We start from the raw sequence: 19787 nt of genomic DNA, 5'->3' as shown, positions 1-19787 counted from the left end.
ATGGACTTAAAAACCCCAATCAAGTTTAGAGACTACAAAAAGGAATCCTGCTTAGAACCAGAAAAAGACTATTTCTACTACCACCATCAATATGGTGCTAGTGAGGCTGGTTTTTTTAAATGGCTAAGTGCAAACCGTCTGTTTAGGAAACGTTTCTGCGAGGATAAACACTCGCTGGACAGCGATCTTATTCAAATAGCCGCAACTGCTTGGTATCGATATACAACGCGTTACGAAAACTTCTGCCTATCGTCATTTATAGTTGAGGAATACCCGGCTGGTTATTTCGAATGTAAATCCGAAAGTGGGAGAGTAGCAACGTTTTTACCGGAGCCAAGTGACGAAGGTGAGTATCGTATTTCATACTACACCGAAGGTGGCCCACTATCACATAGTGTATTTAATGATCGTACAGAAGCTTTAATCGAGCTCGCTAGTGGTCACTACAAGCACTCTGAAGGCGCTCTAGAAGCAATATCAGGTACTTTACGATGGGATAGAGGGGTTACTGTAGCTGGATGGCTTAGTGAGGGTTTACATCCTGATGATGGATTTAAGCGTGATCGTAACCTAAATCATGTTCAACGCGAATTCGCTGAACTTTATTAGGGGGTTGTCATGTTGAACACATTGTTGCGGTGCTTTACTTATATGGAGTTGGTAGGTTAATGAAATCAATAGTCGAATTAAAACTAGGTAAGAGCGGTACACGCTACATTTCTTGTGCTCTAGGAAACGATGATATGTCAATTGAGCTTGATTATCTGAAGTCATTTCTTGGTAGAGATGTATTTGGCCATGTTGTAGAGAATAAGCAACTACGCGATGGGGATGAATATCACATCACCGTAATGTACGGCCACGAACTAGACCAAATTAGCGATCACATGATGAACTCAATGATTGGCTCCTCTATTAGTTTCGAAAAGATCGGTATAGGCAAAGCTTCAAGTGGGGCTAACGCTGCGTATTACTCGATTGTTGAAAGTGAAGAATTAACCCAGTTGCGCTTGTTAGCTCATTTACCCGCTAAAGATTTCCACATAACTCTGGGATTTGATGGTTCTGATATACATGGCGTACCTAAAGATACTTCAACCCTGATCATCCCTACAAACTAATTAATTTTCTACCCTGCTCGGGCATTACTTTCCCGAGACGGGAGAGTAGTGCCATAAGCGAGAAAAAGGAGCTACTCATGAAACACTTAGGTTTTCTTAATCTAAAAGCATACCTACAAATAACACCGGCATCACAATATACTCAAGATTTCATTAATCCTTGGGAAGATAACGAACCATCTGTAAATCAACTAGAAATACACCAGTTTATTAAAAGTCTACCCTTCTATGAATTGGTAACTAGTTTTGGTGAGTTTGCTGTATCTAGCCAAGCATGGGAAGAGATCACTACACTATACCGAAATTCTCTAAACACAGCTTACGGGAGACGTATGCTTACGCAGTTTCCCGCATACATAGTGAAGAAAGGTCAAAAAGATTGTAGTGGAGTTATTATTGAGAAGCTGGAATCAGATAAAGGCTATTTAGTCATTATCTATCAAGCCAACAAGTTTAAAATCAAGTTGTATGAGGATTTGGATTTTTTGGCTCGTGTTATTGTAGCCAATGGATGGGTGCAACCTCGCTTGCCTCGACCGCTTCTTAAATGTCGTTTAGAAGAGGCCCTAGTTGAAATGGAAAATTCTAAGCTTGATCTTGACGGACATCAGCGAAAAGACAGAATCATTGATTCATTCAATTATTTGTTTATTGCTGCTGCACGCCAATGTGAGGGCGATGATAAAATCAACACAGCTCAGTATCTGCAGAGTCAGGGAGAATGGTTGGAAGCTAATGGCATCAACCTAACCGAAACGTACCTGCCAAGTCCTTTTTGGACTGATATTGACCTTATATTTAAAACTAAGATCAACAACCCTTCGAAAAGTTCAATTGAATAATGATGGAATACCACCAGCACCCAAAGAACTAGTCGAAAACTAAAAAATACAAAGGCTGCAGCTCAAACCAATTCATATTGAACAATGGTTAGACTTAGTTTTACTTTGTAATAACCCTTAAAACCACTCACTCCTATCCAGGAAGAGTGGTTTTTTTTTGGTCTAGATCTCAGTTACAGAGAACGAAGCAATTGCTACTCGAAAAAATGCACTTCAAGAATGGATTGATGAACTTGCTTCTTCAATTGACACTTAACAAAATCCAAACCACTACCTTTTCCTGCTGTAGCAGAAAATGGTAGGGTTTATTCAAAGGTTCGTAAGCCGTGCCTTTCAATAAACCCTATATTCGTTGGATGACAGCCGTGCCTCCCCGCTAGTACAATGGTGGAACAAAAGAGAACGGGCAAAAGAAGCTCGAATAGACCGAATGAAGAAAGTTCGTCAATGGACATTTCGAGACTAGAGATAGGTTATGAGATATTTACTGACAACCGGGCATCGCATACCCAAATTCTATAAAGCTGATGGTTCAACTGTAGAAGTCGAATTGAACTACGTTGAAACTAAATTAATTTCATCCATTGATGAGAGTGGCAAGCTAACTCACACGCAAGTCGGTGGAACACCACCTTGTACTGGAAACGTTTGGCTGGTGTACTCTGTAGATGAGTCGCTACACCGCTTAGCTGCGCATGATGTTTACCCGTTCATTAATAAGGCGGCAGCGAGGGTGAATGCTAAACGTTTAGGTTTGCAGACGTTTAAATACATTGCTGTACCCTAGAAACGAAAAAACCTGCACGATGGCAGGTCTTCTCTTTATCATATGTCTTTGGTGGGCTGTCGAAACAGGGATATCCAAAGCTCTCAAGACGTATACTAGGCCATTTTGCCCAGCAGGTCAATAACCAACGATATTCAAGGAACTTCAATGCCTCACAATGCTATTGAACAAACTCTGTCGGTGAGTCGGTTTTCTACATACCGAAATGCCATTATTGCAGCTCAAGGGGCTGACTGTCCAATTAACGCGCTTCAACTCTATGAGTGGAATGCTCAGTTGGCCTCAAGATTTTTCTTTCCATTACATATCTACGAAGTTGCACTACGTAATGCGATCTCCGAAGCCCTATCAAAGCGATATGGGCAAGACTGGCCTACAAATGCTGTATTCGTAAATTCACTCAATAGCCAAGACAAACACACATTGAATCAAGCGCTTTCAGATGGGTATAACGGTGTAGGTAAACTATTGCCTGAACTTAAATTTGTATTCTTTGAGAACATTCTAACCAAACGCCACGACGGGCGCATTTGGAAGCCATATATCAACGATGTATTTCCTAACGCACCTAAAACTATTACAGCACCAGAGCTAAGGAAACAACTTAAAGATGCGTGCTATGTCATCAGGAAATTTAGGAATCGTTGTGGTCATCATGAGCCTGTGTTCAACAACCAGAACCTTGCCAACATCATGCCTTATATGGCAAAAACTATGAAATGGCGATGCTCCGATACATACCACTGGTTCAATCAACAAGAAACTGTTTCAGACCTGCTCGCTAACCCCATTATTTGAGATTGTTATGACTGAGAAACCAAGCAAAACCCAAACCTCTTTTCTAAGGCGGCTACTAGTGGCTTACTTAATTGATACGGGCAAAAATACAGTACCGCTAGTGATGGATGTGACTGGTATGCCGCGAAGAACAGCGCAGGACACGATCAAAGCGCTTCACGAAATTGAGATTAAAGTCGAACAATTTAATCGCGGTGAATATCGAATTGAAGATTGGGGTGCAGTTAATAGAGATTGGATAAAAAACAACTTTACGCACGCCTGTAACGTGCTATCGTATCCATGTGAAATGGAATGAGTAGTTAATAAAACATGCCATTAGGTCGGCTTAGGAAACATCGATCTTGTGCAAAAGGCATTGATTATCTTGAATTTAGTGCCTTTTAACCATGAAATTAAATGTCTTTGACATAATTATGAAAGCAAACACATTAAGGATGCGTATGAAAAATAGTCTAGGTATGACCTCACCAACCGCAGATGATATTTTAATTGTAAAAAAAGAACTACAGGTACTAATTAAGGTAGCAAAACATTTTAGACCATCAGGAATAAAGTTATCTCGTATCACGGAAAACTCCAATGAAGAAACTGTTAAACACCTTATTTCTCATTTATTGATGATAGACACCAACATTGAAGAAAACAAAAAGGTGATTGATGAACTGTACGCCGAGGAAGGTGAGCGATTATCAATGCAATTCATTGAATTGGAATAGCCCTAAAGACACTACCAAGCAACGGTAAGCCGGTACTTATTAGATTGAATGATAGTGATCCCAGGAATTGCATTTGTAGCTGGCGTCGCCTCTGTGCTTGGGGGGCAATATCTAATATACAACCACCGCATCAAGCTACTAACTAATATTGGAAAATCCGCACTTATGTTTGGAAAGAAAGATAGAAGATGTACATTAAATTTATGGAGTGTCTGGTGGAAGCTCGGTTCGAGTCCGAGGGCAGGCATGGTGTTGGTGACGGTCAGCCGCGTAGCTGATTACGGCCATGAAGTTGAGTTCGATTCTCAACCGCTCCAACCAAAAATACAGAGTAGGAAACAAGCATTGCAAATTGCAGGGCAAACGGAAGATGGAGAGCCTTATGTCGCTCCAACTAAAGCTTTAACTCAATGGCGTTTAACGTTTATCGAAGCTATTCAATCTAAGTAGAGATGCTAAATGAGCAACTTAATCGAAAAACGACCTACACCAGAAACAACTTACGTTTCTGAAAGTGGTCAGCGAATATACGTGGAAGATGTCATTGGTGATGAAGATGACGAGTTTTACTTGGTTATGACTGTTCCTGCCGAAAATAAAGACGATATGGATGCTATGGGTGATGAACTAGATTCTCAGCAGTGGGTCGATCTTGTGAGTATGCTTGGCCTAAAGCCCGAGGTTGAAACTGGTGGGGCGGAAGTAGATAAAATCCGTTCTATGTTTACAAAGCAGTAATGGGAAAAATTGAATTACCGTTTAGATCTTTTTATGGAAATTGTTGGTAACGACAGCGCCGCTTGCTTTCGTTATCAGCGGTTTAAGTAACCGGCACGGCGCTAGTCCACTCTGGAAAGTCAGAGACAAAACCAAGACTTTCCACAGCGAATTAGCTTGATTAATACGGAAATCACAAATCTCTGGAAAAGAGCTGGTGGCCTTGATGCTCAAGGTTTACAAACTTCTTCCAGACCAATAAGTAAAGGGCAATCGCATGGATGAAATACAAAAACTATATAGTCATATCAATGCAGTTAAGGAAGGCATACTGAGTCAGCAAATCGAGAATGGACATGAGCTGGCATCTCGATTTTTCAATATATGTGCAGCCTTTCGTGGCTTTGACGATCCAAATTTCAATATTGATGAAAACACGAAGCTTTTGGAAGATTTGCTCTGCTTTGAGAAGGAGATCGGTAGCCTTGATTTTCTTTATACGTTTTATGGTTACATTGGTCGAATGTACCTACAAACTGGGAATCCTGAAAAAGCAGTAAGTTATGGGCAAGCGGGTTTAGAGTTATGCATAAAAGAGCGTGACGATGAAGGGGTCAAAGCCGCTCGTAATCTTTTGTGTGATATTGCTATAGCCAATGATGCGGCATTGATCGGAGTGGAATACTTTAAAAAAGCCAATCCTGAATTGAAAGAAGAAGCTGCTTTTTTTGCTACGCTCCCTAACCACAATTCAACCAATGTGCGGAAGTGGCTCGAACGTAAAACACGCCCAACTACATATAAGTATTTTGAGTCGCCCGACCTTAAGCAAAGAGAAGAATCTATACGCATGCTAATGCTTGCTCAAGGCTACTCAAGAGCTACAGCAAGCAAATATATAACAAGAAATGGGTCATAGGAAACTGAATATGATTGAGAATTATGATCCTCGTGCTCAGTGGGCTAATAAATCATGGACTTTAGATAGCGCAGATTTGTTCGAACGTTTTGGTTTTCAAGATGGCGCTATTTTTGAAGACCTAGCTCTCGCGGAACAAATGGAAATGCCATCTCAACAAGAGATCTTAAAGGTGGTTGTGGAAAAGTTTCTACTACCAAAGATAGGTACCCATATCGAACTGTATGATGCCAACACTTCGCATAATCGCGTAAGAGCATCATATGATTATAAGGGTTCGTTTGACCACGTAGAAATCACGATAACAGCGAAGCAGATCTTCGATGCATTGGACGAATTAGAGTAATGGGAAACATCCACTATGAAAAAAGCTATTCCATTAATAGTTTCATTGGGTTCGCTATTCCTATTCGGTTGTTTTAATCAGCCTTTCGATGGTAGCGAGCAAGCAACTGATTACGATGCACTAAAGAGAATCACTGATAATGCTCCATCGTGTTCTGCATCGCCAAATGTCAAATTATTCGCACTTGAAACAGTCGATGGTGGAAATGGATATGCCGCAACAGTTTATGGCACTCCGTTACAACTAAACAAAACACACCTTATCCTTGGTGGATATAAGGTTGAAGGTGTTTCACATGATGGCCATTACAAAGTAACGGCTAATATCAACCTCTTGGTAGATGGCAAGACTGAATATTTTGTACACGAAGTTGAGCACTATCTTGATGGGGTAGTTTTAACAAACCTAACTGCAATTTGCGCTAACCAAGCTATATAGGAATTATACAATGACCACGCATATACAAAATCAGATGTTAACAACAATTTTCGAGAGTACATACAACACAGAGAATAGCCTAACGCACAATGCATTTGCAGCTTGGAATCTAAGGTACTTACAGTCATTTGAGAAGATGATGGATTTTCTAGGCCGTAACATCGAAATCAAAATATTTGTCGATTTCTTAGCTGACAACACTGAATTGTTAAAAGAAGTTGCAACAAAACTATTAGCACCTCATGACAGACTATCTCAAAGGGTCAACTCGCCTGAAATCCTCGGTGAATGTATGAATCGAAAGCACTTTAAGCGTGACGAAGATCTTCTTAAAAAAGGCATAGTTATTAGTAAGTTCATGCTCGACAATCAAGACATCGCATTGAGTAAAGCAGAGCAAGAGGCGGTGGATGGTTTTTATCACTCATTTAGAGAGGATTTACAATACGCACAAATAATGAGTGCGGCAATCGCATCCGAAGCGCACAAACTTCTTAAATAGGAAACTTATGAAATATCAACCAAATGCCACCTGGCACCCAACTTCCTTGATTGGATGGATACTCATCCTTATTAGTTTTGGAACATTTGCACTTGCCGTTCTTGTACTGATGAGCTCAAAAGAAATCCCTTATTGGATGCCATGCGCAATGATCGGCTTTTCCTTGATGGGCATAAGTACATATCTACTTGAACATAAGAAATTCATTAATTTTCCCGCTATTTTTATAGGTCTTATAGGTATGGCACTATTCATAGTGCCGCGTTTAATTAATTAAATTGGATAGTATGAAAATGACGATGATAAATTTGATGAACACAAAGTTTCGTGAAATCCTTCAAATTATAGGGCTCATCCTTGTTGGACTGATGTTTCCATCTGCTTCTGCAATGTGGGTAGGGAACCAAATTGCTAATGACCTTGGTTATAGCTCAGGAACGTATGGAGCGCTGATCCTAAGGCTTGTCATTGCTATAATTTGTATTGCAATTAGCGCCCTCTTTATCACAATGAACCTCGGTAGGTCCAAGTAGGAAACTTTATGTTTAGAAAATTTTTAGCAAACTGGTTACTCACAACAACAGAGCAAACAGTGACAAAAGGTGTTACTGGTGTGTTGGAATTGCATCTTAACCAATACAATATTCGCTCAAAAACACGTGCCAAGGAAATGAAAGTACCTCAGTTTATTTATGATGAATACCTTACTGAATCAAATCGACTAGGTGTGAAACAAACTAGGTCATTTGCGGGTGTACAGATTGGTGTTTCTTCTAATAATCGCTTCGAGTTCATCTAATAGGAAACATCGAATGAGTGTTTTGATTGATTGCAAAACCCGAATGAAGCCGAATATTGAAAGGATGTTAGCAACCTTATCGATTGTAAGTATGGTGATGGTGTACTTGGCCTCACACTACGAATGGTCTGAAAGCATACGTTTCGTGCTTGGTTTACCTGCTCTTTTTTATATTGTAATACTTGCAGGAACTAAGGCCGCAATATGGGAGAAAGTGGAATACGAACACGGTAGGTCGGCATCAAAAAATGACCATCACAACGAATAGGAAATTTCAAGCTTGTGCAAAAGGTGCTTTCAAAACCGTAGAGTGCCTTTAACAGAAGCGTGATTAACGAAAAAGGAAATCAGGATGTTAACCAAAAGCGAAAGACAACGATATTCAAATGCACTTAAAGGTCTGAAAGCGCAGGCTAGTGCGGTGTCCGAAGCATTACCGAGTAAACCCGATAAAGATGCCTTGGGTAAAGCACAGTCTTTAATGTCCGAACATGACAGCGAATGCAAGTCAATTTACAGATTGGTAATGAAACGAGGTGTACCTATTCCTGAATTGGATGAAGCTCTTTTATTTGAGTGGTTAGAAGAACCCGTTCAAGCACTGTAATCAACATTGGAAACTTAGCTGGTGGTTCGACTCGTAACCGGCGGTCACGATATAGGAATTGGGTATGGATTTTAAACGAATAAACTTACTAATGACCAAGCATGGTTTTGGTTTGCGCTCTTGGGATGACCGCTATAGCAAGGGTATATGGGTCTGCATTTGCTCGAACAGCTATTTGCTTGAGGAAATAGAGGATGCCAGTGATGCGGGAGACTTAGACATGATCCCTGCTACAGACTTCATTCTTTCTCAAAAATGGCTGCCAATCGCTATAGGCGACAATCTATCTGATGGTTTACAAGAATTAGAAAGTCGACTATCTGAACTACCTGAAACAGAGCTATCCCGAACATCTCAATGGTCAGAGGCAGTGGATAAAGTGCTAGAGCACCTAAAGCAAGTAACTAACGCCTCAAGTGAGTATGGGAGCACTGAGGGTATGTTTAACACTATCTCTAGCGATTTCCGCAAAATCTGGGAATAACCAACATTGGAAAATTCAAGCTTGTGCAAAAGGCATTGAATAACTTTGATTGAGTGCCTTTAACAGAAGCAATTTGCTGAGTAGCAATCTATGCAGCTTAGAGCGGATAGCCTGACCGATCGCCATTTGGCAATCAGATAAATGGGCGTGATCCGCATCCTTCAACCTAATAGGAAAAATCATGGCTAAAACTCATCTAAAAGTGTCAGGCGTAGATGCTAGAGAAAGTGGTCAAACACAGTTCGAATACGATCACCAAACAGCGTGTGGCTATGTTCGAGATAGCGTCACAAGAAATATGGATCATATTGATTGCAAACACTGCTTACGTTCTAAAGAAATGCAACATTATCACCAATTGAACAGAACTCTAACCGACAGCCAAGGCTGTCATTAGTAATAGGAAAAATAAATTATGGAATTTATCTATTTCATTGCTAATCAAGGCGGCGACAAGTCGAAAGTTACCGTCATTGACCTCGCAAATGTCACTGTTTACGAACGTGAGCAGTTCTCTCCTGTAAATGATGACAATTACCATGATCTATCAGAGGCACTAGGAGACGCAAAAGCTATCGCTAGTAAATACGATCTTGAGTACATCCCGTTTGAGTCACGCTACAACAGCGAACTTAACGAAAAGACGCAATTAACTTTGTAGTGGGAAACATCGAATGAGTGTTTTGATTGATTGCAAAACCCGAATGAAGCCGAATATTGAAAGGATGTTAGCTTCTTATCGATTGTAAGTATGGTGATGGTGTACTTGGCCTCACACTACGAATGGTCTGAAAGCATACGTTTCGTGCTTGGTTTACCTGCTCTTTTTTATATTGTATTACTTGCAGGAACTAAGGCCGCAATATGGGAGAAAGTGGAATACGAACACGGTAGGTCGGCATCAAAAAATGACCATCACAACGAATAGGAAATTTGGAACCTTATGATGAGCAAGCGATTAATGACATCTTTGCTATTACCCTTCGCGCTTGCTGGGTGTAGTGATTATGTTGAGATGGATAAAGCTGGTACTAAGATAAATTGCGATGAGCTATTAGCTTCAACCAGTAGGGAGGTTGATATATATGACCGAGAGCAAGACGGTGGGTATGAGTTTTCTCAGTGTAGAAGTGAAATTGACGCATCTCATAAAGAAAGATGTTCTAACCATGCAAACAACTTTTTTGAACAAAACGCATGGTATGGGGGTAACGATGGTGAGAAAATTCAAAATAACGACGATGCGCGATGTGTTTCAGAAACACTGAAATACATATCCCTGTTGTCGAATGAATATCAATTCCAAGGTAATGCGTTAATTATAAATGGTACTGCATCTACGAAGAACACTCTAACGATTTACCCGGTCGAAAAACGAACTTCAGCTGGTGCCGAATACTTCCGAGTACCAGTATTTAACGGGAAAGATACATTGTATTTGCGTTATATCACCAATGAAGAAGCAATGATGGTTCAACAACAACTTGTAAAGTTCATTTCTTCCTAAAGAGAATAGTAAGAGCTATGCGAAGCTACGCAATAAAGGTACGGATATCTCTGATTGCCGAAGCCTGATAACTAATACGACATAGGAAACAACATGAAATCATCAATACTTTGGTTTTTGCTTGGGAACTGCACCGCCTTTGCTTTGATTGGACTAATTGCCCATATACAAGTCAATGAGCCCGCACAACAAGTACCAGCGCAAGCCAATACCTTCTCTAAACAGAAGGTAAATTCACATAACAATTTCAATGCTAAGTCCGTACCGCAACAAGAGCCCCAAGAACCTGGAAGCGATCATTACATAGTTCAGAGTTTTGTCTCAGGTGTTGTTGATAACACAAGCTTAAATAAAGCTTTAGAGTCACCAGTGTCAGTTGAGGAATATGCAAGACTGGAATCAGAAATGAATACAAACTCTGCTTATGAACTGATGTTTTGGGGATTAAGCGAAGATAGTACGGTTGATGATATAATCAATGCAATTCCAAACATCGAGTACGGCCAAGCATTGCTTGCCGAAAGTATGCTCAAAGAATCTCCAGATGATGCGATGTTCATACTCAGCTTATTGGCTAATGCTCCGAATACGGGCAACAAAGAAAAAGATCTGATGTATCAAGCGGCAGCTGTGTCGAGTGATGTAGATGAAAATACGTTGTACCTTGTTGATAGTTTGATTACGACCAAATGCTCTATCAATACGAGTCCCAAATCACTGATTCATTTTATGAACACATACCAACTGGATTTAGAAAAGGCGTACCGCAAGCGCAATGTCAAGTGGCTACAGTCAGCCATCGATAGGGAAGGCTGTTCAGCCTTTAATTCTATCTAGTACATACACTCAATTACAATGGAAAAATGAATTAATGAGCTCAGTATTAATACCTAAAGCTACAATCGATATTCTAAGAAGATTAGCGCAGAACGTTATCAGAAATAAGTACCTGCGCATTGAAGCAGACGAGCCCAAAATGTGGTGTACATCCGGCACGCTGATTGGTGATATTGGGAGTAACTGCCTCCCTGCACATATGGCAATAATCAACGAAGTAAAACAGTTAAACTTAGGTAAAAACCCTGCTGTGGTTATCGGTAGATGTCTCGAGCAAAATCATGAACTATCGAACAAGCAAATACATGATCTAAAGGAAAAGTCAGCATCAGGCCCCCGTCCACATCAACATTATCATGCATGGATTGTACTAGATGTAAAGGTTGAGCAGAGCGATATCATCGATATAACAGGTCATCATTTCATGGGGAAAGACGTCTCTGAAAACTATATGAACAATCAGATTGCAGCCCGTGAAAAAATAAAACATCATGCGGTTTTGACTGATATCGAGAGCGTGTACAGTTATCACGCAAACTTAGTGAAAGCTCAATTAACTGCTGGAACGACACAAGAAAAGAGAAAGGGTTTAATCGCCTACCTACAAAAGTTTGCTATGTTGCAAGGTGTAAGTGAAGAGATAGCTCTTGGTGAAGTAGGTCGCGAAGCATTAGAGCAAGAAAATGAAATCTCGACTAGCGACAGTCAGAAAACCTCAACAGTTAAAGAGAAATTAAGTAGTTACTTCCGTTCTAATAGATCTAACTCAAAGTAGAAATCTTAAAAGCAGGAGGTAGACTTGCTGAGTGCAATTAGACAATTCAACGATTCGAAACGTGTAAGTGCAGTATATGGGATGGTTTTTGCTTCTCTATTGATTACAGTTCCGCTGACAATTTTCGGCTTGATGCTGATATTTGGAGATACTGATAGCAGTTGGGCTAAGTTGGGTGGCATCTGGTTGACAGCGTTGGGTTTAGGGGTAGCTTTTAAAACAGTGCCAGAGTTCATTGAAGAGTACAGGTCCCCTTCGGGGCAACCCGACGAACCTATGAACTTATGGCTTCCTGTAACATTGTTCATATTCGCTTTCGTGTCGCTATATGCAAAGCATGGTGAGCATGGCGATTTAGTTAAGCAATACATGCTATCCGTACCAGTCAAAGTCATGTCACTTGCAGCGCCTCACTCGTTTGAAATGTTGGAGAATGGTCTAGCAAGCGGCATCGAAGATTTCGAAAAAGCCAATTAGGAAGCATATCAATGTTTATATATACAAAAACAAAGCCCTTGGAACGAATAGCAGAATACGGTTCATGGGCATGGGTAAAGTCCAATTGGAAGCCATTAATATTGCTATCTATTTTCTATGTGGCAACAGGGATAGTTCTTAATTATTGGTTCGAAAACAGAGGCACTATTTTTATCCTTTGGGGTTTATTACCGATCTTGAGTTTTATTTCTATAATTTGGAACTCATTCACTAAATTTACCTTTGGTGTTGTAGCATTACCTGAGTTGTTAAGGCTCTTTTATGTGGCACGAAACGAAAAAATTTAGAATAGGAAATTAAAACAATGATACCTAATTACGATCCACGCGAAGCTTGGTTAACCAAGACATGGAATCTGGACTCAGACGATTTGTTTGAGCGTTTTGGTTTCAATGATGGTGCGTTATTCGAAGATTTGGCAATGGCTGAACATATGACGATGCCTAAGCAGCAAGAGATTTTAAAGCTAGTTGTTGAGCATTTACTGCTACCTAAAATTGAATATGTAATTGAGCTTTATGATTGGAATACTTCTCATAACAGAGTGCGTTTGGATGATCGACACAAAGGCACATTTGAGCGTGTTGAGATCACGGTGACAGGCGAGCAGATTTTCCAACTATTGGACAATCATTAGAACTAGAAAACAGGGTTTTACTGTAAAACTCTATAATGGGAAAAATGACTCGTAATTTCAAGGATTGGTGAATGACTGAAAATAGGTGTTTTTTTAGTGGTTTAGAGCTTAAAAAGTTCGCCCAAAAACTAGAGTGTGATTGGAGGGGAATTAAGTATCTGGCTGGAAGATGTGGGCTTTCTGCGGGGGCGCTACGGGCATTGCTTAAAAACCCTGACGTTAATAGCGATACATTTGAACATGCTGTTTTTGTCGCGGGGTACACCGTAGAAGTGTGCGACTATCCCACACCTGATGTTCCGAATGAATACGAGCTGTATTTTGATGTTGAGGGTGGCTCAATTTGTGGTGGGTGGGCCTATGTAATCGATAAACGCACCTCTACAAAAACCGCCCAAGACCTTATTGACGTTATGAATCCTGACACAATAGAGGGCATGACCGTTCTCGTTTGTCCAGAACGAACACTGGCGCTATTCACCACCAACAACAAAACGTTCATACACAGCTATGAATGCTCTTGGGTTCACTACGCTAAGTTAAATCGGTTGTTATCTAACTGGCTGCAAACTGTACCAACTAATCGCGCCATTTACCCTATTGATATAACAGGTTCAGTTAAGTCACTCGTTGAAGATCTCCTTGAACTGCAACGAGTCGTACCAAGTGGGCATAGTCGAGAATATTACTTACTGCTAGATGATCTTGATAACGCTATGCGAAACTCAATGTGTGATGCTTTAGAGGATGTTTATCATGAGGGCGTTGCTATTCAAGGTGTCGAAAATTACCTTAATACCATACTCAGTCAATGAGCATTATCAAGTAGGAAACTCATGATAGAACTATACAAAGCAAGAGTTGCACTTTATGAAGCGCTAGAGACTAAAGATTTTTCAGCCATAAACAACAAAATGCTGAATCATATCGCAGAAATGTGTCTCACTGTGCTCGGAGTGGATCGCTCGGAGATTAACAAAGAGTTAATCGAAAAAAAAATAATCCAGTCCTCCCGTGCTTTATATATTGGCACTGAAGTATCCAATGATCGGAGTGAAGCCAAAGAGGACTCAGGTCAAGTCCTGCTCGATCTTATTACCAAAACCAACTCTAACAAAGTGAGTATAGAGCGGATAAATGTAGAGCATAGTGATGGTGAACAGAAGTTCACACTCACATTGAGACATACGGAAACAAAGACCATGATGGATTTTATTCTATCAATTAATCGATTCAGTGGTATTTGGGGTGGGCCTGCAGAACTATCAGTCAAAGCTCATATTCTCAAGAACAGGAAATCAATTTCTGTCATTGATAAGACAGAAAATGATTACGTAGTTCCAAGCTTTGAAAATCTTTTAACTTACTGGTACAGCACAAAAGAAAGTGGAATCCAGTTTATGTTTGGTCAGTGGCAAGTTAACAAATTTACAGAGGCCCAAACATACCTCTGTATTAAGGAGATATTAACGGATCAGTCTTACGAAGAGTTTGATGAAGGTGATTGGGAAAGTTTGAGCCAAATTGTAGCAGATGACGTCATGGTTTTAGAGTTGTCTGATTACATGACGTTTAAGCAATCAATCACAGCCCTACCGATGATGCGATACTTTTGGGATAACTGTTATGAGTACAGCGCGGAAGGGCATAACTTCGGTCAATCCGTAGCCTTTGCTCTGTTGCGTTCAGCTCTTATTCAAGCTGAAACTGAAGACCAAATAAATGAACTTGCCCGCGCTTTTGTTGAAAACGTCGATGCGGAAATTGGATCATTAACGGCTGCTGAATGCGCTCTCGAAGATTGCGTTTATTTCGGAATAGGAGAGTTTTCAGATATAAGCGTTCAATGCTTAGAAACGAGGAAGAAGTTCTTATCTCAAGTCGAAAGCGTTATTGACGAATTAGACGGCGAATGTTGGTAAATGATTTTTCCTGAACCAATAATGAGAAAAGTAGGAATAATTAATGGAACGAGAAATCACAATACAAGGTACCCAAGCCATCTATCATGCTTTCACGCTTGACCCAACGGATCGTAAAGTGGATTTCAGCAAGCACCTAGACCTAATCTCATCGACAATGGGTGACTTAGTTGTGGCTAATAAACCACGCTTCATTGGTATCGAAGGACAGTCAGGCACAGGAAAGTCAGGACTAGCTAAAGTGTTAAAAGAGGACGGTGTTAATGTCGTCGTCATTGATGTATGTGCCCTAAGTGATAAAACTTGGCAGCCCACGGACATATCTGATTACTTTGGCGATAGTAATGCCACCATCGTTATCGATGAGCTTGGCTTTGTTGACGTAAATTGCTACTCATTGATCGATCAGCACCTTGAACAAGGAGGTACTGTAGTAGCTTTGGTTCAGTCAAGAATGGATGTTGATTTAGACTCTGAGTTCGGGTGGCTATCAATGGATAGAAATGGAATCAGAGCCAAATAGGAAATGCGGCATTTATGTTTGGAAAGAAAAATAGAAAACTGATCATTAGCGATTCTGACATTGAAGCGGCATTGGCGCACTTAAACTCGCTACCTCAGACTATCACAAAGTCGATGCCGAACCCTTGGGCTAAACAACAATTCATTGATTGGCTTAAAAAGTCCATTCCTCAAAAAATCGAGTACGGGATTTCTTTCGGTGTGGCTACTGGCGTTTACGGGCATGTTGTTCCTGTATCGCATGGTTACAGCTCAATGCCAGATGATGAACGGTACTTAGTCATACTGTCAATACGGGCAGTAAACACCGATTTAGAGAGTATGAACGAGCTTAACTAGGATAGGAAATTATGGTCATTTGCCCAAAGTGTAGTTTTGAAGTTTTGCGGTCCGACAATGATTGGTTCTGCCTGCATTGCGATACCACAAAAATAGATGTAGACAATGAAGCCAGAGGTTACGGAGTGGCTACAGCTAAGATCATTAGCTCAGAAGATTACCGTGCACCAAAAAACCAACAACAATGCATGGAGGTTGCTTTAAAACATATACTCAGTGCAAAGCCAAATCTCAATAAAGACGTTCAGCTAGCTAAAACAGTCGCCTTCTCGTTATCCAATGAGCTAGAAATCGCTGAAAAGTTGAGGGATCACCCTGCTGTCCAACTAACATTGGGAAATATTAATGAATCTCTAAAGCGCAGTATCTCAAAACATCCGATGGTAAAGCGCATGAATGAACTTTACGCTTCACACAAGTTAAAATTCCAGTTTACTGATATATCGAACTCTGCTGGCAATGAAGTAATCGCCTCGTTCGATGGATTTGGTTTAGAGACCATCCCGCAAGATCTCGTTGCTGATTGGCTAGAGTTTAGAAATTGGTTGAACGCGGCGGCAAAGAAAACAGATCTTGTAATTCAGGAACGGTTTGAAAGCTACGCTTTCAAAAAAGTCAATTGTTAGCATAGGAAAAATCATGGCTGGCGTAGCGAAAGACCTAATAGGGCAGACATTCACGCGACTAAAAGTAATGGAACGTGTTGATCCACCAGAAGGTGTTACGCATAAGAACAGAGCGTATTGGCTATGTTTGTGTATGTGTGGCAATGAAGTAACAGTGCGTTCTGACATGCTAACTACCGAAAACACAACAAGTTGTGGCTGTCTACGAAATCAAAACCTCAGCTCCTTGAATTTCGTCGATCTTACTGGCAAACGATTTGGGTTTTTAACAGTTGAATCGAGAGCGGAACGTCCTGTTAACGTAAGTAATCTAAGCGCTTACTGGACATGCCGCTGTGAGTGTGGCGAGGCTGTAACTAAACATGGCGGTTCTTTGAGGTCAGGTCGATACAAAGATCACTGCGGGTGCAAAGGCGCCTAATAATCAATATGGAAAACATCATGAAAAGAATTACAGCAATAATAGCAATTTCCTTTTATATCGTTGGATGTAGCAAGGATATGCAGACTGTTACCCTGCCACCTGACGCCGTGATAACAAGCGGCTTTCACATTGAAGGAAAAGTAGAAGATAGCCTTAGATTGAAAGTATCTGAGATTGGCGGGATTAATCCAGAAAACTGTCACTTAGGCTACTCATCAAACGTAGACCATATAACAAAGAGAAACATCATTCGCATACACTCAATTCAGTGTGATGATCAGGTGAGGGAGTTCAAAGGTTTAGCTGTTGGCCAAGATACTATAGTTGGATTACGCATTAACCCAGAAGACTACAACATTCTAGAAGAGGATCGAACTTTTACCGTTATGGTACATGAAACCCTCAAACTTGGTGGACTACCTTTGAATTATTATAGTGATAAATCAGAGGTAGTTTTTAACCCAAAACAGATGTAGGAAACTGTATGGACTTAAGTGGATATGCGCTGATCGGTGGTGGTATAGCCTTCCTGCTCCTTGGAGCAACCGTATTTTTTGGTGCTATTACCAATAAATTCTAAGTAGGAAACTTAAAATGACTGAAACTGAGCAAAAAGAAGTCTTTGAACGTGGTGCGAGTGCTGCCAAAACCGCACTAGATTAATTACTCTAGGTAAGGAAAGTTAGAATGAATCAGATCCCGATAGAATATTGGAACTCAGAAGACAAAAAGTGGGACTCTCACCGAGCGTTTAAGACGACTAAACACTGGCATGTTTCTTACTACGGTACAGGTGCAGAATCAGAATCTTGCGATCTTATGATTGTTCAATGTGATAACGGCAAACGATACTTCATAGAGGACAATTGGGGGGGTGATGCTAAAGGGCATCAAGAAGTATTTAATCCAACTCAATTTGACTCATACCCAACGTTCTTTAACACATTCGATGACGTTAATCAGCGAACCGCAGAGATCGTAGCAAGTATCACTGGGGCAGACGTAGCTAGTCTATTGATTAGGGTTTAACTGCCTCTTAACCGATATTGGAAACAATAATCATAGGAATATAACCCATGAATTTGAAAACTTATGAAGATGAATACGGCCCCGATTATGAGAGAACATACGAAGCAATAGAGGATGCGACACTAAGCGATGGTTTAAGCGATTACATTGATGTTCTGATCCCTATATTCAATAAGCGACTACCTAGCTTCTCGTTTTTGGCCTATTCAGAAAGAGTTAATTACGAGACGTGCAAGCACTTTGTCAAATGCATGACACCAAAATCTTTAAAAGTGGAGTTTTACGCTGAAATATCGAGTTCTCATTCCAAGTATATTTCATTTGAAATTCGCTTATGCAAGCATGATCGGTGCGCGATGATCGGGAGCAACATTCTTAGTAATAAAGGTATAATTGTTAGAGGGGAGACATCAGAACTGCCTATGATGCTAGAAGCCTTGCTACAAGCCTTAAATGACAGTTTTGTTGAAATGAAGGGCTATTGTTTTCCCGTAGCATCACCGCCAACCGACACTAAACGAGTTCTTATATTTAGTCCTTATTATTTTGTTTATTATGACTCAAAAGGAACCGTAAGGCATGACTATAGCAATCTACCGTTTAAATTGGCTACTACTCAAGATTCCGTTCTAGGGATTTACAGTTTGATAGCTTTATCTCAAGAGGTATCGGACAAGATAGAAAGAGTCGATAAGCACGCTGAGGATGTAGCCCGATACATTGAGGTGAACAGAGCACCGGACAGTATTACCATGTCCTGTATTACTAAATTCCTGAGAAAAGAATACGCAAAGCCATTCCAAGGAGATAAAGGTTCGGTGGCTCATCTTAAATGGATAGAAGAACAATTCAAAAAGGCGTTTAATGTGAGAGTTTGTTAGGGGCGGGGGTTTTGTTAGCCTCTGTACAATATTTGTGGCGATCAAAACGTAAAAAATGCGACTGAGGGGGATTGTTCTCACCGCTGAATCGATACTTTAAGCATTCAAAAAAACACAGATATAAGTTCAACAAATGACATTGCAACACTCACCAATATCACTACTAAGGCTAACTTATTAGCGAGTTGAGTTAGGGCTAACGAATAGTCCATTCCCACAACACAAAACAAACAGATTGCACAAAGTACAGTTAACATAATCACTCTCCCTTTATATCGAATCAAATTCAAGATACACGAAGCTATTTGGTTGAAATTCAATTAGTGAGACGATTTTTCGTGATTGGGATCAATTGCTGTAACCTAGAAATGAAAATCACCTAAAACCAGTACTTGAGATTGAAATGACAGAAAAACCTAGTAAAACTCAAACCACTTTTCTTAGGCGCCTTCTGGTGGCTTATTTAATTGATACTGGAAAAAATACAGTACCTTTAGTGATGGAAGCGACGGGGATGCCGCGTAGAACAGCGCAGGATACGATCAAAGCGCTTCACGAAAATGAGATTAAAGTCGAACAATTTAATCGCGGTGAATATCGAATTGAAGATTGGGGTGCAGTAAATAGAAATTGGATAAAAAATAACTTTAAGCACGTGTGTGACGTGTTATCATATCCATATGAAATGGACTGAATGATTAATAGAACATG

At 40.4% G+C, this 19787-nt stretch carries 35 protein-coding genes; all 35 read left to right on the top strand.

The genetic code is table 11. From position 1 onward, the window contains the following. The 35 genes from OH460_RS08200 to OH460_RS08030 all read left to right on the top strand — a co-directional run bounded on the left by OH460_RS08200 (position 1) and on the right by OH460_RS08030 (position 19770). A complete protein-coding gene (locus OH460_RS08200; protein WP_269996513.1) occupies positions 1-609 on the top strand; it encodes a hypothetical protein in 609 nt (202 codons plus the stop codon). Positions 610-668: 59 nt separating this feature from the next. Then, complete coding sequence (locus OH460_RS08195; RefSeq protein WP_269996511.1) at positions 669-1121, top strand: hypothetical protein; 453 nt, start codon at positions 669-671, stop codon at positions 1119-1121. A gap of 77 nt (positions 1122-1198) precedes the next feature. After that, positions 1199-1963 (top strand): hypothetical protein, encoded by a 765-nt coding sequence (locus OH460_RS08190; protein ID WP_269996509.1) that lies wholly within the window; start codon positions 1199-1201, stop codon positions 1961-1963. A gap of 475 nt (positions 1964-2438) precedes the next feature. After that, the gene (locus tag OH460_RS08185; protein WP_269996507.1) at positions 2439-2750 is read left to right on the top strand and encodes a hypothetical protein; all 312 of its coding nucleotides are present in this window, start codon (positions 2439-2441) and stop codon (positions 2748-2750) included. Positions 2751-2897: 147 nt separating this feature from the next. Further along, on the top strand, positions 2898-3548 hold the full coding sequence (locus OH460_RS08180) for a hypothetical protein (protein WP_269996505.1): 651 nt from the start codon (positions 2898-2900) through the stop codon (positions 3546-3548). Between the two features lie 7 nt (positions 3549-3555). Continuing rightward, complete coding sequence (locus tag OH460_RS08175; protein WP_269996503.1) at positions 3556-3846, top strand: helix-turn-helix domain-containing protein; 291 nt, start codon at positions 3556-3558, stop codon at positions 3844-3846. Between the two features lie 145 nt (positions 3847-3991). Then, a complete protein-coding gene (locus OH460_RS08170) occupies positions 3992-4267 on the top strand; it encodes a hypothetical protein (protein WP_269996501.1) in 276 nt (91 codons plus the stop codon). A gap of 165 nt (positions 4268-4432) precedes the next feature. Continuing rightward, the gene (locus OH460_RS08165) at positions 4433-4717 is read left to right on the top strand and encodes a hypothetical protein (RefSeq protein ID WP_269996499.1); all 285 of its coding nucleotides are present in this window, start codon (positions 4433-4435) and stop codon (positions 4715-4717) included. 9 nt (positions 4718-4726) lie between these two features. Further along, positions 4727-5005, top strand: coding sequence for a hypothetical protein (locus OH460_RS08160; RefSeq protein ID WP_269996497.1), 279 nt, complete (start codon positions 4727-4729; stop codon positions 5003-5005). Between the two features lie 256 nt (positions 5006-5261). Further along, a complete protein-coding gene (locus OH460_RS08155; RefSeq protein WP_269996496.1) occupies positions 5262-5903 on the top strand; it encodes a hypothetical protein in 642 nt (213 codons plus the stop codon). Between the two features lie 10 nt (positions 5904-5913). Continuing rightward, a complete protein-coding gene (locus OH460_RS08150) occupies positions 5914-6249 on the top strand; it encodes a hypothetical protein (protein WP_269996494.1) in 336 nt (111 codons plus the stop codon). A gap of 15 nt (positions 6250-6264) precedes the next feature. After that, on the top strand, positions 6265-6687 hold the full coding sequence (locus OH460_RS08145; protein WP_269996492.1) for a hypothetical protein: 423 nt from the start codon (positions 6265-6267) through the stop codon (positions 6685-6687). Between the two features lie 10 nt (positions 6688-6697). Beyond that, positions 6698-7189, top strand: a complete 492-nt coding sequence (locus OH460_RS08140) for a hypothetical protein (protein WP_269996491.1) — start codon at positions 6698-6700, stop codon at positions 7187-7189. Positions 7190-7196: 7 nt separating this feature from the next. Then, positions 7197-7466: a hypothetical protein gene (locus OH460_RS08135; RefSeq protein WP_269996489.1), complete on the top strand. Its 270-nt coding sequence runs from the start codon at positions 7197-7199 to the stop codon at positions 7464-7466. A 264-nt stretch (positions 7467-7730) separates the two neighbouring features. Beyond that, positions 7731-7988, top strand: coding sequence for a hypothetical protein (locus OH460_RS08130; RefSeq protein WP_269996487.1), 258 nt, complete (start codon positions 7731-7733; stop codon positions 7986-7988). Positions 7989-8001: 13 nt separating this feature from the next. Then, positions 8002-8256 carry a hypothetical protein gene (locus tag OH460_RS08125; protein WP_269996485.1) on the top strand — a complete coding sequence of 85 codons (255 nt, stop codon included), beginning with the start codon at positions 8002-8004 and terminating at the stop codon, positions 8254-8256. 84 nt (positions 8257-8340) lie between these two features. Further along, positions 8341-8595 carry a hypothetical protein gene (locus OH460_RS08120; RefSeq protein ID WP_269996483.1) on the top strand — a complete coding sequence of 85 codons (255 nt, stop codon included), beginning with the start codon at positions 8341-8343 and terminating at the stop codon, positions 8593-8595. A gap of 64 nt (positions 8596-8659) precedes the next feature. Continuing rightward, complete coding sequence (locus OH460_RS08115) at positions 8660-9079, top strand: hypothetical protein (RefSeq protein ID WP_269996481.1); 420 nt, start codon at positions 8660-8662, stop codon at positions 9077-9079. 181 nt (positions 9080-9260) lie between these two features. After that, complete coding sequence (locus OH460_RS08110) at positions 9261-9476, top strand: hypothetical protein (RefSeq protein ID WP_269996479.1); 216 nt, start codon at positions 9261-9263, stop codon at positions 9474-9476. 18 nt (positions 9477-9494) lie between these two features. Continuing rightward, positions 9495-9740, top strand: coding sequence for a hypothetical protein (locus OH460_RS08105; protein WP_269996477.1), 246 nt, complete (start codon positions 9495-9497; stop codon positions 9738-9740). Between the two features lie 285 nt (positions 9741-10025). Next, positions 10026-10586: a hypothetical protein gene (locus tag OH460_RS08100; RefSeq protein WP_269996475.1), complete on the top strand. Its 561-nt coding sequence runs from the start codon at positions 10026-10028 to the stop codon at positions 10584-10586. Between the two features lie 93 nt (positions 10587-10679). Further along, positions 10680-11423 carry a hypothetical protein gene (locus tag OH460_RS08095; RefSeq protein ID WP_269996473.1) on the top strand — a complete coding sequence of 248 codons (744 nt, stop codon included), beginning with the start codon at positions 10680-10682 and terminating at the stop codon, positions 11421-11423. 34 nt (positions 11424-11457) lie between these two features. Continuing rightward, positions 11458-12198 (top strand): hypothetical protein, encoded by a 741-nt coding sequence (locus OH460_RS08090; RefSeq protein ID WP_269996471.1) that lies wholly within the window; start codon positions 11458-11460, stop codon positions 12196-12198. Between the two features lie 24 nt (positions 12199-12222). Continuing rightward, on the top strand, positions 12223-12675 hold the full coding sequence (locus OH460_RS08085) for a hypothetical protein (protein WP_269996469.1): 453 nt from the start codon (positions 12223-12225) through the stop codon (positions 12673-12675). Between the two features lie 325 nt (positions 12676-13000). Next, complete coding sequence (locus tag OH460_RS08080; protein ID WP_269996467.1) at positions 13001-13333, top strand: hypothetical protein; 333 nt, start codon at positions 13001-13003, stop codon at positions 13331-13333. A 71-nt stretch (positions 13334-13404) separates the two neighbouring features. Next, positions 13405-14148: a hypothetical protein gene (locus OH460_RS08075; protein WP_269996465.1), complete on the top strand. Its 744-nt coding sequence runs from the start codon at positions 13405-13407 to the stop codon at positions 14146-14148. Between the two features lie 21 nt (positions 14149-14169). Continuing rightward, a complete protein-coding gene (locus OH460_RS08070) occupies positions 14170-15255 on the top strand; it encodes a hypothetical protein (RefSeq protein ID WP_269996463.1) in 1086 nt (361 codons plus the stop codon). Positions 15256-15298: 43 nt separating this feature from the next. Beyond that, positions 15299-15778 (top strand): hypothetical protein, encoded by a 480-nt coding sequence (locus tag OH460_RS08065; protein ID WP_269996461.1) that lies wholly within the window; start codon positions 15299-15301, stop codon positions 15776-15778. Between the two features lie 14 nt (positions 15779-15792). Beyond that, positions 15793-16116, top strand: a complete 324-nt coding sequence (locus OH460_RS08060; RefSeq protein WP_269996459.1) for a hypothetical protein — start codon at positions 15793-15795, stop codon at positions 16114-16116. Between the two features lie 11 nt (positions 16117-16127). Beyond that, complete coding sequence (locus OH460_RS08055; RefSeq protein ID WP_269996457.1) at positions 16128-16742, top strand: hypothetical protein; 615 nt, start codon at positions 16128-16130, stop codon at positions 16740-16742. A 13-nt stretch (positions 16743-16755) separates the two neighbouring features. After that, positions 16756-17163, top strand: coding sequence for a hypothetical protein (locus OH460_RS08050; protein WP_269996453.1), 408 nt, complete (start codon positions 16756-16758; stop codon positions 17161-17163). A 20-nt stretch (positions 17164-17183) separates the two neighbouring features. Next, the gene (locus tag OH460_RS08045) at positions 17184-17642 is read left to right on the top strand and encodes a hypothetical protein (protein WP_269996451.1); all 459 of its coding nucleotides are present in this window, start codon (positions 17184-17186) and stop codon (positions 17640-17642) included. A gap of 211 nt (positions 17643-17853) precedes the next feature. Further along, positions 17854-18195, top strand: a complete 342-nt coding sequence (locus tag OH460_RS08040) for a hypothetical protein (protein WP_269996449.1) — start codon at positions 17854-17856, stop codon at positions 18193-18195. A gap of 47 nt (positions 18196-18242) precedes the next feature. After that, positions 18243-19076: a hypothetical protein gene (locus OH460_RS08035; RefSeq protein WP_269996447.1), complete on the top strand. Its 834-nt coding sequence runs from the start codon at positions 18243-18245 to the stop codon at positions 19074-19076. Between the two features lie 403 nt (positions 19077-19479). Continuing rightward, positions 19480-19770 carry a helix-turn-helix domain-containing protein gene (locus tag OH460_RS08030; RefSeq protein WP_269996445.1) on the top strand — a complete coding sequence of 97 codons (291 nt, stop codon included), beginning with the start codon at positions 19480-19482 and terminating at the stop codon, positions 19768-19770. Positions 19771-19787: the final 17 nt, after the last annotated feature.

The organism is Vibrio sp. Makdt, from assembly GCF_027587015.1.
Classification (GTDB): Bacteria; Pseudomonadota; Gammaproteobacteria; order Enterobacterales; family Vibrionaceae; genus Vibrio; species Vibrio chagasii_B.
This window is presented reverse-complemented; position numbering and strand designations above follow the sequence as displayed.